Source organism: Actinomycetospora sp. 2LY8.5 (assembly GCF_057180585.1).
The window spans coordinates 1-13,334 of the sequence record NZ_JBXUHE010000026.1 but is presented as its reverse complement, the minus strand read 5'-3'; the positions used below and the strand labels follow the sequence as shown (position 1 = coordinate 13,334).

General features: G+C 73.6%; 15 protein-coding genes. 4 read left to right on the top strand and 11 right to left on the bottom strand.

The genetic code is table 11. The features are described from left to right. Window positions 1-43 precede the first annotated feature (43 nt). The gene (locus AC2A1K_RS23505) at window positions 44-1,105 is read left to right on the top strand and encodes an NYN domain-containing protein (RefSeq protein ID WP_483898758.1); all 1,062 of its coding nucleotides are present in this window, start codon (window positions 44-46) and stop codon (window positions 1,103-1,105) included. A gap of 35 nt (window positions 1,106-1,140) precedes the next feature. Here the strand turns inward: AC2A1K_RS23505 and AC2A1K_RS23500 are convergent, their stop codons facing one another. The 9 genes from AC2A1K_RS23500 to AC2A1K_RS23460 form a co-directional block, all read right to left on the bottom strand. Continuing rightward, window positions 1,141-1,833, bottom strand: a complete 693-nt coding sequence (locus tag AC2A1K_RS23500; RefSeq protein WP_483898757.1) for an aspartate/glutamate racemase family protein — start codon at window positions 1,831-1,833, stop codon at window positions 1,141-1,143. A gap of 11 nt (window positions 1,834-1,844) precedes the next feature. Continuing rightward, window positions 1,845-2,564 (bottom strand): mycothiol-dependent nitroreductase Rv2466c family protein, encoded by a 720-nt coding sequence (locus AC2A1K_RS23495; protein WP_483898756.1) that lies wholly within the window; start codon window positions 2,562-2,564, stop codon window positions 1,845-1,847. Window positions 2,565-2,574: 10 nt separating this feature from the next. Then, a complete protein-coding gene (locus tag AC2A1K_RS23490; protein WP_483898755.1) occupies window positions 2,575-4,158 on the bottom strand; it encodes an NCS1 family nucleobase:cation symporter-1 in 1,584 nt (527 codons plus the stop codon). Between the two features lie 165 nt (window positions 4,159-4,323). After that, window positions 4,324-4,944, bottom strand: a complete 621-nt coding sequence (locus AC2A1K_RS23485; protein WP_483898754.1) for a maleylpyruvate isomerase family mycothiol-dependent enzyme — start codon at window positions 4,942-4,944, stop codon at window positions 4,324-4,326. A gap of 95 nt (window positions 4,945-5,039) precedes the next feature. Beyond that, window positions 5,040-5,825 carry an SDR family oxidoreductase gene (locus AC2A1K_RS23480; protein WP_483898753.1) on the bottom strand — a complete coding sequence of 262 codons (786 nt, stop codon included), beginning with the start codon at window positions 5,823-5,825 and terminating at the stop codon, window positions 5,040-5,042. Between the two features lie 14 nt (window positions 5,826-5,839). Continuing rightward, on the bottom strand, window positions 5,840-6,982 hold the full coding sequence (locus AC2A1K_RS23475) for an acetyl-CoA C-acetyltransferase (protein ID WP_483898839.1): 1,143 nt from the start codon (window positions 6,980-6,982) through the stop codon (window positions 5,840-5,842). 316 nt (window positions 6,983-7,298) lie between these two features. After that, complete coding sequence (locus tag AC2A1K_RS23470; RefSeq protein ID WP_483898752.1) at window positions 7,299-7,439, bottom strand: hypothetical protein; 141 nt, start codon at window positions 7,437-7,439, stop codon at window positions 7,299-7,301. Window positions 7,440-7,553: 114 nt separating this feature from the next. Continuing rightward, on the bottom strand, window positions 7,554-8,075 hold the full coding sequence (locus AC2A1K_RS23465; RefSeq protein WP_483898751.1) for a hypothetical protein: 522 nt from the start codon (window positions 8,073-8,075) through the stop codon (window positions 7,554-7,556). A gap of 205 nt (window positions 8,076-8,280) precedes the next feature. Further along, window positions 8,281-9,840: a thiamine pyrophosphate-binding protein gene (locus tag AC2A1K_RS23460; RefSeq protein ID WP_483898750.1), complete on the bottom strand. Its 1,560-nt coding sequence runs from the start codon at window positions 9,838-9,840 to the stop codon at window positions 8,281-8,283. A gap of 100 nt (window positions 9,841-9,940) precedes the next feature. Here AC2A1K_RS23460 and AC2A1K_RS23455 point away from each other — a divergent pair, with 100 nt between their 5' ends. Both AC2A1K_RS23455 and AC2A1K_RS23450 read left to right on the top strand, forming a co-directional pair. Continuing rightward, entirely contained in the window at window positions 9,941-10,468 is a 528-nt protein-coding gene (locus AC2A1K_RS23455; RefSeq protein ID WP_483898749.1) for a pyridoxamine 5'-phosphate oxidase family protein, read from the top strand. A 13-nt stretch (window positions 10,469-10,481) separates the two neighbouring features. Beyond that, the gene (locus AC2A1K_RS23450) at window positions 10,482-11,672 is read left to right on the top strand and encodes an FAD binding domain-containing protein (protein ID WP_483898748.1); all 1,191 of its coding nucleotides are present in this window, start codon (window positions 10,482-10,484) and stop codon (window positions 11,670-11,672) included. 13 nt (window positions 11,673-11,685) lie between these two features. Here the strand turns inward: AC2A1K_RS23450 and AC2A1K_RS23445 are convergent, their stop codons facing one another. Beyond that, complete coding sequence (locus tag AC2A1K_RS23445; RefSeq protein WP_483898747.1) at window positions 11,686-12,459, bottom strand: SIR2 family NAD-dependent protein deacylase; 774 nt, start codon at window positions 12,457-12,459, stop codon at window positions 11,686-11,688. 128 nt (window positions 12,460-12,587) lie between these two features. On the opposite strand from AC2A1K_RS23445, the gene AC2A1K_RS23440 reads away from it, so the two are divergent. Next, window positions 12,588-13,109 (top strand): hypothetical protein, encoded by a 522-nt coding sequence (locus AC2A1K_RS23440; protein ID WP_483898746.1) that lies wholly within the window; start codon window positions 12,588-12,590, stop codon window positions 13,107-13,109. 13 nt (window positions 13,110-13,122) lie between these two features. Here AC2A1K_RS23440 and AC2A1K_RS23435 read toward each other — a convergent pair. Continuing rightward, the coding region (locus AC2A1K_RS23435; RefSeq protein ID WP_483898745.1) for an integrase core domain-containing protein at window positions 13,123-13,334 on the bottom strand (212 nt) is incomplete at its 5' end.

Here is a 13,334-nt window from a genome sequence, read left to right as displayed (position 1 = left end):
TCACCGCCGATGGGCCGCGCGGCCTAGGGTCTACGGTGCCCCGGTGGCTCCCGAGGACGAACGCATCGCCCTGTTCCTCGACTACGAGAACCTCGCGATCGGTGCGCGCGACGGGCTCGGCGTCACCCCGTTCGACTTCGGCCCGGTCGCCGACGCGCTGGCCGAGCGGGGCCGGGTGGTGACCCGGCGTGCCTACGGCGACTGGTCGGCGTTCGACGAGGACCGCCGCCTGCTCGCCCGCGCGCAGGTCGAGCTGATCGAGATCCCGCAGCGCATCGGCGGCTCCCGCAAGAACGCGGCCGACATCAAGATGGCCGTCGACGCGATCGAGCTCGCGTACGAGCGCGGGTTCGTCACGACGTTCGCGATCGGGACCGGCGACTCCGACTTCACGCCGCTGATGCACAAGCTGCGCGAGATGGACAAGCGCGTCATCGGCATCGGCGTGCAGTCGTCGACGTCGAAGCTCCTGCCGGCGGCCTGCGACGAGTTCCTCTTCTACGACCGCCTCCCCGGTGTCGAGGGGCGGGCGGTGACGAGCCGACCGGCACGCCGCCGCACGCCGCCACCGGACCCCGTGCCCGTCGAGCCCGAGCCCGAGGAGGCACCGGGCGACGAGGCCGACCCCGACCTCGCCGCCGTCGTCACCAGCACGCTCGCCGGCCTCGCCCGCGCCACCGACGGCCCCGTGCGCGCCTCGACCCTCAAGCGCGCGATCCTGCGCAAGGACCCGACGTTCGACGAAGGTGATCAGGGCTTCCGCGGCTTCGGCGAGCTGCTGCGCCACCTCGAGAGCCGCGGCGTCCTCGCCCTCGCCCCCGGGACCGCGGCGGGCGACCCCGAAGTGGCGTTCCCCGAGGGCGCGTCGGCGGAGGACGAGGCGTTCGCGCTGTTCGCGACCACCGTCCGCGACCTGCAGGCCGCCGGCGGCCCGCCCCAGCTCTCGGGGCTGAAGGACCAGATCCGCAAGCGCGAGCCGGGGTTCTCCGAGAAGCGCTACGGGTTCTCCAACTTCCTGTCCTTCGCCCGCGCGGCCCGCGCCCGCGACCTCGTGACGATGGAATGGGACGAGCGCCGCGGCGACTACCAGCTCCGCGTGCCGTGACCAGCGCGGCGTGATCCCACCGTCGACCCGTCCGCTCACGTCCTCGCCCGGTGGTGCGGGGCGTACTCGCTGCGCCGGGAGGTGGTGACGCCGAGAGCGACGAGCGACTCGGCGGCGCGGGTGGCCGCGGCGACGCCGTCGAGCACCGGCACACCGACCTCGGCGGTCAGGGACGCGCAGAGGTCGGCCATGCCCGCGCACCCCAGCACCACCACGTCCGCCTCGTCCTGCGCGACCGCGGCCCGGCACTCGCGCAGGATCTTCTCGCGGGCCCCTGACGCCGGGTCCTCGAGCGCGAGCACCGCCACCTCGCAGGCCCGCACCCGCCGGCACGCGTGCGCCGTGCCGTACCGGTGCGCGAGCTCCTCGGCCCGCCCGGCGGTGCGGGCGAGCGTCGTGACCACCGAGAACGACCGTCCGAGGTAGAGCGCCGTGCGCATGGCCGCCTCCGCGATGCCGACCACCGGGCCGCGGGCCACCTCGCGGGCGGCGTCCAGGCCCGGGTCGCCGAAGCAGGCGATCACGTGCGCGTCCGCGCCGGGGTCGAGCGCCGCGAGCAGGCCCGGCACCGCCAGGGCCTCGTCGTGGTGGCTCTCGATCGCGGTGGGACCGTGCGGCGACGTCACCGCCGCGACCTCGGTGTCCGGCGCGGCCACCGACCGCGCCGCGGCCGCGATCGTCGCCGTCATCGACGCCGTGGTGTTCGGGTTGATCACCTGCAGCCGCACGACGTCCCCTCTCAGCGGTGCTGGCGGCGGCTCCCGCCGTGCCAGTCCTCGACGACACCGACCTGGTCGGTGGTCACACCGAACGCCGGCAGCTGCGGCTGCTCGCGCAGGCTGCGCTTGAGCTCGGCGAAGCCCGGGAACCGTGCGAGCCCGACGGTGTGGTCCCACAGCTCCCCGGCCTGCTCCTCGGTCGGCATCCGGCTGATCACCGGACCGAAGAACGCGAGCCCGTCGGGCGGGTCGACCTGGATGAGCGGGGTCCCGACGTCGCGCCCGGTCAGGGCGAGGCCCTCGTCCGTCTCGGCCCGCACGACCGCGTCCCAGGTCGTGTCGTCGAGGGACTCGACCAGCGACGTCGGCAGCCCGGCGTCCGCCAGCACCTCCCCGACGAACACGCCCGACCCGAGCGCTCCCCGCGCCTCGGCGGTGTCGGGCAGGAGCTTCACCTCGAAGACGTGACGGCCGAACGCCTCCTGCAGCCGGTCGAGGGCCTCCGGGCCGTGTTCGGCGCGGACGCGGGCCGCGACGCGCAGCATCCGCAGCCCGGCGGTGTGGCTCGCCCGGTACTCCGGCGGGAACTGCGCGTCGTAGTCCACCTGCGCGTTGAGCATCCACAGCGAGATGAAGCGCCACTCGACGGCGAGGTCGCGCTGCGGAGCCACCAGGCGCAGCCATTTGCTCGTCATCCAGCAGAAGGGGCAGACCGGGTCGAACCAGAAGCGGACATCCACGGCCGGGAGCCTAGGTCGGCGTGGTCTCCCCCGCCGTCTCCTCGACCGGCAGGACGTCGCCCGCGCGGCGCGAGAGGCCCCAGTGCAGCGCGAACGCGAGGCCCGCGCCGACGAACCAGCTGAACGACGCCGCGTCGCTGGAGCCGAACAGCACCAGCAGCATCGCGCCGACCGCGCCCACCACCGTCGCGGCGATCGCCACGGGGTTGTAGCCGCCGCGGTAGTGGTACCGGCCGGCCGGGGACAGCGTGTACATGTCGTCGACGTGCAGACGCCGGCGTTTGACGAGGAAGTAGTCGGCGATCAGCACACCGTAGAGCGGGCCGATGAACGCGCCGAGGGTGTCGAGCGTGTAGTGGATGACCTCCGGGCTGGAGTAGAGGTTCCACGGCGTGAGCAGCACCGACCCGACCGCCGCGATCATGCCGCCCGTCCGCCAGCTGATCTTGCGGGGGTTGACGTTGGAGAAGTCGAACGCGGGCGAGACGAAGTTCGCGACGATGTTGATGCCGATCGTGGCGATCATGAATGTGAGCGCGCCGAGCACCACGGCGAAGGTCGAGTCCAGGCGCGCGACCGTCTCCACCGGGTCGTCGATCATCTCGCCGAACACCGGCTGCGTCGCCGCGGCGGTGACCACCACGAGCAGCGCGAACACGAGGAAGTTCAGCGGCAGGCCCAGGAAGTTGCCCTTCCGGACCGCGGCGAACGACTTGCCGTAGCGGGTGAAGTCGCCGTAGTTGAGCATCGGGCCGGAGAAGTAGGAGACGATCAGCGCGATCGCCGTGAGCATCACCGGGAGCACAGCCCAGCCGGTGACCAGATCCTCCGAGAGGTTCAGGTCGATGTTCGACGGCCCGGCCTCGACGACGAGATAGCCGGCGAGCAGGAACATGACGACGTAGACGGCGGGGCCGCAGAAGTCGATGAACCTGCGGATCGCCTCCATGCCCTTCCAGAACACGAGGGCCTGCAGCACCCACATCAGTCCGAACGCGACCCACCCGAGTGCCGACAGGCCGGTGAAGCCGGTGGCGTCGTCGGCGTAGGGCGCGAGGCCCGGCCAGAGCTTGAGCGCCACGACCACGAGCGACGCCGACGCGAGGTAGGTCTGGATGCCGTACCAGGCGACGGCGATGAGCCCGCGGATGATCGCCGGGATGTTCGCGCCGAGCACGCCGAACGACGTCCGGCAGATGACCGGGTACGGCGTGCCCGTGGCCTGGCTCGGGCGGGCGACGAGGTTGCAGAGCACGTAGACGATCCCGATGCCGACGATCAGCGCGACGAACACCTGCCATGCCGCGAGCCCGAGCGCGAACAGGCTGCCGGCGGTGATGTAGCCGCCGACGGAGTGCACGTCGGACATCCAGAACGCGAAGAAGTTGTACGAACCCCAGTGCTGCTCACGCAGCGGCGCCAGGTCCTCGTTCGTCAGGCGTTCGTCGTACCCCTCCCGGCCGACGCCGCCGCCCACCGGGTGACCGGCGGCCTCGACGAGGTCGTCGTGCCCGGCGCTGAAGCCCGGGCGGACCGGCGGCGCCGCCGGGAGCTGCTCGGCCGTGCCGTCGCCGCGCGGGAGGGAGTCGGTCATGGGTGCCCCCGTCCGGGTGGGTGCGTCGGTTCGGACGCTAGGAACCCGAGGCCGCCCGGCGGGAGGTGCGGCGGCCTCTCTTCACGAGGACGTTACGCGTGGACACGCTCCGCGAGCACCGACCGGCCGGGGCCGTCCAGCTCGTCGCGCCCGGCGGCGGCCCGCTCAACCGACGCGCCGGGCGAGCGTGTCGCGTCCCGGACCCTCGAGCTCCTCGAGGGCGTCGGCGCGCCCCGCGGCGGCCATGAGCAGGGACTCCCCGGGGCCGCTGACCTCCGGGCCCGTCCCGTGGTGCCAGTCGATGTCGGTGGCCTGCAGGCGCAGACCGCGCGTGCGGGCGGCCGCGTGGATCGGCGTGGAGACCATCGCGAAGTCGAGGATCGCCCGCAGACGCTCGGGCTCGATCGCGCGCGGCAGGCCGAGCGGGCGGCGGATGTCCTGGTGGTGGATCGCCCCGTCGGTGAGCGCGATGCGGTAGCCGAAACGGGCGGTCATGCCCTCCGGGGTCCGGTAGCGCTTCACGAGGTCCAGGAGCCACCAGGGGTCGAGATCGCGGAGGGCGACCGCGCGCTGGTTGGCCCGGTTCGGCGAGCCGCCGGCGAGCACGAGCGTCCGCACGTACCCGGTCATGCCCTGCACGTCGAAGCCGATGACGTGGGCGACCACGTCGCGGACGCGCCACTTCGTGCAGAGCGAGGGGGCCTCCCACTGCTCGGGGGTGAGGGTGGTGAGGAGCGCGGCGAGGTCGGCGCGCTCGGCCTGGGCCAGCGCCCGACTGTCGGTCATGCCATCCGATCGTCCGCGGTCACCGTCGGTGATGGAACCGCCACGCTGGTGGAATCCGAGTTCACTCCCAGCTCGCCTCGCCGCGGCTCCGCTGTTCAGCCCAGTGAGGCCTGCAGCCGGCGCATCCCGGCGAGCCAGCGCTCGTAGTCCTCGCCCTTGCGGCGGAAGAACGTCAGCACCTCGGGGTGCGGCAGGATCAGGAACTCCTCGCGGCCGATCCCCTCGACGACGGCGGCGGCGACCGTCTCGGGGGTGAGTACCTCGCCGGCGGCGCGCACGGTGTTCGCGGCCAGCGAGCTCAGGCCCCCGTCGGTCTCGCCGCCGCCCGCCGTCTCGAGCATCGGCGTCGCGACCCCCATCGGGCACAGGGTGCTGACGCGGATGCCGCGCGACCCGTAGGTCACCGAGAGCCACTCGGCGAACGCGACCGCCGCGTGCTTGCTCACCGCGTAGGGCGCCGACCCGATCTGCGTGAGCAGCCCCGCCGCCGACGCCGTGGCGACGAAGTAGCCCTCGCCGCGCTCCAGCCAGCCGGGCAGCAGCAGCTTCGCGGCCGTGATGTGCGCGCGGACGTTGACGCCGAGGACCGTCTCCCACAGCTCGTCGGGGGTGTCCACCGGGTCGGTGCCCGCGGCGACGCCCGCGTTGGCCAGGTAGACGTCGACGGGCCCGAGCTCGCGCTCGACTTCGGCGAGCAGGGCCGCGGTGGCGTCGGCGTCGGTGACGTCGAGGACGCGCGCCATCGCCGCGCCCTCGACGGTCGGGGCGTCGAGGTCGACGGCGGCCACCCGGGCGCCGGCGTCGGCCAGGGCGGCCACGAGCGCGCCCCCGATGCCACCGCCGGCGCCGGTGACGACGGCGACGCGATCACGCAGGTCCATGGGCGCGGACCCTGTCAGACCCGCTCGATGATCGTCGCGTTGGACTGGCCGCCGCCCTCGCACATCGTCTGCAGGCCGCGGGTGCCGCCGGTGCGGCGCAGCTCGTGGACGAGCTTGGTCGCGAGGATCGCGCCGGTGGCGCCCAGGGGGTGGCCGGTGGCGATGGCGCCGCCGTTGACGTTGGTGCGCTCCAGCGACGCGCCGGTCTCCCGGGCCCAGGCCAGCACGACGGGGGCGAAGGCCTCGTTGCACTCGAAGAGGTCGATGTCGTCGATCGTCAGCTTCGCGCGGCGCAGGACGTCGCGGGTCGCGGGGATCGGGCCGGTGAGCATGAAGACGGGGTCCTCCCCCACCACCGACAGCGTGGTCACCTTGGCGATCGGCGTGAGGTCGTGGGTGCGCAGGGCGTCCTCGGAGACGACGAGCAGCGCGGCGGCACCCACCGAGACCTGGCTGGAGACGGCCGCGGTGAGCTCGTAGCCCTCGCGCAGCGGCGGGAGCGTCGCCATTTTCGCGACGTTCGCGTCGGGCCGGACGCCCTCGTCGCGGTCGAGGCCGTTCAGCGGGGCGATCTGGTCGGTGAACCTGCCCTCGTCGGCCGCCCGCGCCGCGCGGCGGTGGCTCTCGACGGCGAACTCCTCGAGCTGGGGGCGGCGGAGATCCCACTTCTCGGCGATGAGCTGGGCGCCGCGGAACTGGCTGATCTCCTGCTCGCCGTAGCGCTCGATCCAGCCCGGGCCCTCCCGGCGCGTGCCCATGCGCTCGAGGACCGCGGCGTTGGCGTCGATGGGGACGATCGCCATGTTCTCGACGCCGGCGGCGATGACCACGTCCTGCGTGCCCGAGAGCACGGCCTGGGCGGCGAAGTGCAGGGCCTGCTGCGAGGAGCCGCACGCGCGGTTGATCGTCACCCCGGGGACGTGCTCGGGGAAGCCCGCCGAGAGCCACGCCGTGCGCCCGACGACCCCGGCCTGCGGGCCGAGCTGGCTCACGCAGCCCATGAGCACGTCCTCGACCGCACCCGGGTCGATGCCGGTGCGCTCGACGAGCGCGGTGAGCGCGTGGGCGCCGAGATCGGCGGGGTGCACGTCGGCCAGCGCGCCCTTGCGCGTCCCCACCGGCGTGCGGACGGCGTCGACGATGTACGCCTCGGTCAAGGGCACGTGGTTTCTCCTCAGCAGCGATCGAGCGCGTGGCCCTACGGACACTCAGTGTCTGCGACACCACGCCGCTGACACCAGCGGGATCCTCAACCGGCCGCGCGGACCGCGCGGACGAGGCGACGGGCGCGGGCGATGTCGGGCGGGGTGAGCAGGCCGCCGACGCCGTGGCTCGTGCTCGGCTAGTACGTCCTGCTCGTAGGTCTTGATGACCTTGTCCATCACCGCGGGGTCGATCAGCCCGCGCTCCACCGCAGCGACTCCAGCGCCTCGGTGCACTGCGCGGGCTCGGGACGACGGGGTGGGGCGTCGGTCACCGGTCAGCGTCCTTCTCGGAGATCTTGGCAAGATAGCTCTCGAACAGATCGACGTGCACGGTGAACGGCTCGGCGCCGGCCAGGCACCGGGCCCGGGCGTCGACCGCTCCCGGCGCGAGGATGCTGCTGTCCTGCACCTTGAGCTCGGCGGCGTTGAGCCAGCGGCCGTCGTAGCCGTCGGCGAGGTGGCGCGCGGGTCCGCCGCCGCAGGTCCTCGAGCTGCTCGACCACGCCCAGTCTCGTGCGGTGGATCAGGCCTGCAAGGCCTTCTGCTCCTTCGCGACCTTCGCCTCCGCCTGCGCGGCGCGCTTCTCGGCCTTCCGCACGGCCTTCTCGGCGCGCTTCTCGGCCTTGCGCTCCGCGCGCCGCTGCCCGTTGCCCAGCACCAGCGCGGTACCGATGCCCAGCATCCAGATGTCCTTGGCGATGGGCGTGCCCTGCTGCGTGGGCCGCAGCTTCCCGTCGTGCATGCCGGGCGTGCGCAGGTAGAGCCCGAGCAGGCCCGCGGAGAACGCGGTCAGCGCGACGCCCGCGACGCGGCCGGGGACGAACGGCGCGAGCAGCACGCCGCCCACGGCGATCTCCCCGACGGCGAGGCCCTTGAGGAAGGTGGGCGGGTCGACGTCCTTGAGGAAGGGGTAGGTGCCCGACGCGAAGCCGTGAATCCCGGCGGCGGTCTCCTCGTCGCCGGCCCACTTCTGGAGGCCGGAGTTGAGGATGAACGCGCCGGTCGCGAGACGCTGCGGCACCTGGGCGAGGTCGACAGTGGTCATGGGTCGATCGTGCGCCTGTGACCGTCCGCGCGCACAGCGTGGACGGATCGTTCCGCCGACGTCCGGACCGCTAGGATCCGCGCGTGTCCGGTCACCCGGGCCCGATGACCATGCCCGCGATCGGGCTGCTCGTCGTCCCGCGGCGACATCGTGGTGCCGCCGGTGCCGATCCCGCGGGTGCTGAAGGACGTAGGGCGCCGAGCGGTCAGCCCCGTGTCGCCGCGAGGACGGCGGCGTAGCACCCGGGGTCGATCCGCGCGTCGACGAGACGCGGACCACGCCCCGCGCGGGCCAGGACGCCGTCCAGCTCGCCGCGTGAGGTGACGGTGTCGGCCGGCATCCCCACGGCCCGGGCCACCGCGGCGAAGTCGATCGCGCCGTAGCGCACCGCTCCCGCCGCGCCCTGGCCGGCGGTCTGCTTGATCTCGATCAGGCTCAGGGCGGCGTCGTCGAACACGACGACGGTGACGTCGAGGTCCAGGCGCACCACCGTCTCGAGCTCGGCGAGGGTCATGCCGAGCCCGCCGTCGCCCACGAAGCACACCACCGGCTCGCCGGGGCGGGCGAGCGCGGCGCCGATCGCGGCCGGCAGGGCGAACCCCATCGTGGCGAGCCCGTTCGAGATCAGCACGCGACGCGGGGCGGACGCCCGCCACAGCGGCATCGCCACGAGCATGTGGGCGCCGGCGTCGACGGTCAGCGTCGTCGCCGGGGTCGCCCGCTGCGCCACGGCGCGGACGACGTCGTGGGGTGTGAAGCCCGGCTCGGCGGGCTCGAGGGCGGCGAGGGCGCGGCGGCGGTGTTCGGCGGCGATCCCGGGCTCCCAGCGGTGGTCCAGGACCTCGAGCACGGCCGGCACGGTCCGTCCGAGCGGCCCGACGACGATCTCCGGCGCGCCGAACCACTGCCCGTCGACGGGGTCGGGGTGCAGCATCACCACCGGTGCGTCCTCGGTCCACGCGGACGGGATCGGTTCGACGGGGTCGACGCCGACGGCGAGCACGACGTCGGCGGCCTCCAGCAGCGGCCGCTCGAGGACACCGCCGGTGAACAGCCCGGCGCCCGCGTCGTCGGGGACCGCACCCTTGGCCTGGTAGGTGCACAGCACGGGCACGCCGCTCTCGGCGAGACGCGAGAGACCCGGCGCGTCGACGCCGGCGAGTCCGACCAGCACCACCGGGCGCCGGGCCCGGCGGACGAGCGCGAACGCCCGGTCCAGGGCGTCCTCGTCGAGGCACGGGCGGGGGCCGGGCTCCGGCGGCGGTCCGCCGTCGGAGGTCGGGTCGAGCTGGAGGTGCACGCCGCCGGCCGGTCCCCGGCGCGCGAGGGCGATCGCGGCTTCGGCCACGGTGCCGGGCTCCCGCATCCCGAGCGTGCCCGACCACTTGGCCAGCGGCCGGGTGGTCGCCTCCTGGTCGAGGCGCTGGTGGGCGACTCGCGCCGCCGCCCGCTGCGGCACGACGTCGCTGACCAGCACCAGCGGCGACCGGTCGAGGGTGGCCTGCGCAAGCCCCGTCGCGGCGGCCGTGACGCCCGGCCCGCGGGTCACCACCGCGGCTCCCGCGGTGCCGGTGAGCAGGCCGTGCGCCCCGGCCATGATCGCCGCGGCGGTCTCGTCGTGGGCGAGGACGAAGCGCAGGCCCTCCTGCTCGGCCGCCCCGACGGTGTCGAGGTTCGCCCCTCCGCCGGGCACGCCGAAGAGCACCGACGTGCCCGCTGCCCGCCAGGCCCGGGCGAGATCGACCGCCAGTGATCGTGCCGTCACGGAACTCCTGACCACGCTCGACGGATCGTTGTGCCCCCGATCACCGCAACCTACGCTCGGCCTGGAGGATCGCGCCCCCACCGTTGCGGGAGGACCCCGAGTGAGCATCAAGGTCGCCAACATCAAGGACGTCTCGCAGGGCGTGCAGCCCGGGCAGTTCACCGTCGGCGACCGGCACGACGTCGGGCACCTCGGCGAGCTCGACCCGACCTACCGCCAGCTGCTCGACCGTCCCGTCACCGCGACGGTGGCCGTGCTCGGCAGCGACGGGCTGCCCAACCTCACGCCGGTGTGGTTCGACTACGAGGGCGAGCTCGTGCTGCTCAACCTCGCGCACCACCGCAAGAAGGTCGACTGGCTGCGCGTCAACCCGCACGCGACGTTCCTCCTGATGAACCCCGACGACCCGTACCACTGGCTCTCGATCAAGACGACCGTGCGCCGCGAGATCGCCGAGGACGACCCCGTCGAGGGCAAGCGGGTCACCGACCAGCTCAACCGCATCTGGCTCAAGTACACCGGCGACGACGGCGAGTACGGGCTGCGCGACGCCTCGGTGAACGAGAGCCGCATCCTCTTCGAGCTCTCCGTCGACAAGATCGCGACGTTCGGCGTGCCGCCTCAGTGACCGTCCTGCCACCGTGACGCTGCGCGTGGCCGTCGTCGGCGGCTCGATCGGCGGCCTCACCGCCGCCCTGCTGCTGCGCGACCTCGGCGCCGAGGTGCACGTCTACGAGCGCTCCCGCTCCGAGCTCGACGCCCGCGGAGCGGGGATCGCGGTGCTCGACGCCACCGTGCGCTACTTCCGCGAGCGCAGCGGCGTCGAGCCGGACGGGTTCTGCTCACGCACGGCCGCGATCCGCTACCTGTGGCCGGACGGCTCGTGCCGCCACCGGATCGACCACGGCTACCGCTTCTCGTCGTGGAACGCGATCTACCGCGAGCTGCTGGCGCTGCTCGAGCCCGACCGGTACCACCTCGGCCGCGAGATGACCGCGTTCACCGGCGACGACAGCGGCGTGCGTGTGACGTTCGCCGACGGCGCCACGGTGGACGTCGACCTGCTCGTCGCCGCCGACGGCATCAACTCGATCACCCGCGACCGGCTCTTCCCCGACGCGACCTCGCGCTACGCCGGGTACGTCGCCTACCGCGGCACCGTGCCCGAGCGGGAGCTCACCGACGCGACGTTCGCCGAGCTCCGCGACGCGATCACCTACCAGGTGATCACCGCCAGCCATGTCCTCGTCTACCCGATCCCCGGGCCCGGCGGGACGACCGTGCCGGGCGAGCGGCTGGCCAACTTCGTCTGGTACCGCAACGTCGCCGACGGCGAGCCGCTGGATCGGCTGCTGGCCGGGCGCGACGGGCAGGAGCGCCGGGTGTCGGTGCCGCCGGGGATGCTCGCCGAGGAGGCGGTCGACGAGTTCCGGGGTGTCGCGCGGCGCGAGCTCGCGCCGCCGATCGCCGAGGTCGTCACGCGCGCCGAGCAGCCGTTCGCGCAGGCCGTCTACGACATCGAGGTGCCCGCGATGACCTCGGGACGGATCGCGGTGCTCGGTGACGCCGCGTTCGCCGTCCGCCCGCACGCCGCGGCCGGCACCGCCAAGGCCGCCGACGACGCGTGGGCGCTGGCGGACGCGCTGCGCGACCACGGTATGGACGAGGACGACGTCGGTGCAGCGCTCGCGGCGTGGGAGGACGGGCAGCTCGCGGTCGGGCGGGCGCTCCTGGAGCGCTGCCGCGACATCGGGCGCCGCTCGCAGCAGGACAACTCCTGGGACCCCGCGGACCCCGACCTGATCTTCGGCCTGCACGGACCCGGGCGCTGAGTCAGGCGCTGAGTCAGGCGCTGAGCCCGACGACGAGCCGCGGGAGGATCTCGCCCACTCCGCCGCGCAGCACCACCGTCGCGATGTCGTCGTACGGGGTCGGCTCGGCGTTGACGATGATGACCGCGGCCCCGGCCGCCGCGGCGAGGTCGACGACGCCGGCCGCCGGGTGGACGCCGAGCGAGGTGCCGGCGGCGAGGAGGACGTCGGTGTCGGCGGCCGCCTGCTGGGCGCGCCGGATGACGCCGGTGTCGAGGTTCTGGCCGAACGAGATCGTCGCCGATGTGAGGATGCCGCCGCAGTGCGGGCACGGCGGGTCGTCCTCGCCGGCAGCGACGCGGTCGAGCGCCTCGCCCATCGGCGCGCGGACCCCGCAGCTCAGGCACTGCGTGTGGTGCATCGTGCCGTGCAGCTCGACGACGACGTCGGGCGACGAGCCGGCCGCCTGGTGCAGCTCGTCGATGTTCTGGGTGAGCAGGGCGACGAGCCGTCCCGAGCGCTCGAGGTCGACCAGCGCCGTGTGCGCCGCAGCGGGACGGGCCTCCCAGACGGGGTGCACCGCGCGCTGGCGCCACGCCTCGCGACGCACCTCCGGGTCCTCGATGTAGGCCTGGATCGAGGAGAGGCGCTCGGCTGCCGGGTCACGGGTCCACACGCCCTGCGGGCCGCGGAAGTCCGGAATACCCGAATCGGTCGAGACGCCTGCTCCGGTCAGCACGGTCACGCGCGCCGCACGGGCGAGGAGGCCGGCGGCCCGTGCCAGGTCGTCGCCGTGGTCGTGGCTCATGCCTCCCCTGTCCCCCGTCCGGGCGTCGGCTGTAACACGCACTTCATTCCTCCCGAACTCACCCATGCGACGTCGTGAGCACCTCCGGGTGACGGACCCCCGGCTCCGGCGTGCAGGGGGAGGGTGTCGTGGGGACCCACCGTCAGTCGTCGGCCCGAGTCATCGGTGTGCACAGCCTGCCGACCGCCGTCATCTCGCTCATCAAGGAGCAGGCCACGACGCGCGAGCTCTACCGCGACCCGCTGCCCGAGGTGACGCACGCCGTGCGCACCGAGCTGGTCACGGGCACGACCGGCTGGTTCGGCCGGGGCCGGCAGCGCCGCCGCGCCACCGAGCTGCTGCTCACGCCGGACGTGCTCGTGGTGACCGACCGCGACCCCGACGCGCCCGACGCCGACGCGCAGGTCACGTTCCACCGGCTCGGACAGCTCGAGGTCGCCCGCATCGACGGTGCCGAGCCCGGCCTCGAGCTCGTCGGCACGCCGGTCGGCGCCACCGAACGCGGCTCGCGCGTGGTGGAGACCGACGGCGGTCCGGAGATCGACCGCTTCCACCGGGCGCTGCTCGAGGCGTCGCAGGACGCGCGGCGGGTCGACGTGCCGTCGTCGCGCATCCCGGCCGAGTCCGAGAGCGTCCACGAGCTGTTCTAGGTGTACTCGGCCGTCACGTTGGTGACAGGCGGGTGATCGGGGCTCGGCCGCGGCAGGCGGTGTGGGGGCGTCGGGTGTTGTAGTACTCGATCCAGTCGTCGAGGGCCAGGGTGCGATCCTGGTTGCTGGGGTAGGGCCGTCGGTAGGCCCACTCGCGGGCCAGGGTGCGGTTGAACCGTTCGACCTTGCCGTTGGTCCAGGGGCAGCGTGGCTTGATGAACTTCT

Bases quoted from the DNA above. Each gene is read 5' to 3' on its own strand.
- AC2A1K_RS23490 (WP_483898755.1), bottom strand. From the start codon at position 4,158: ATGACCGACTCCCTCCCGCGCGGCGACGGCACGGCCGAGCAGCTCCCG.
- AC2A1K_RS23485 (WP_483898754.1), bottom strand. From the start codon at position 4,944: ATGACCGACAGTCGGGCGCTGGCCCAGGCCGAGCGCGCCGACCTCGCC.
- AC2A1K_RS23480 (WP_483898753.1), bottom strand. From the start codon at position 5,825: ATGGACCTGCGTGATCGCGTCGCCGTCGTCACCGGCGCCGGCGGTGGC.
- AC2A1K_RS23465 (WP_483898751.1), bottom strand. From the start codon at position 8,075: ATGACCACTGTCGACCTCGCCCAGGTGCCGCAGCGTCTCGCGACCGGC.
- AC2A1K_RS23445 (WP_483898747.1), bottom strand. From the start codon at position 12,459: ATGAGCCACGACCACGGCGACGACCTGGCACGGGCCGCCGGCCTCCTC.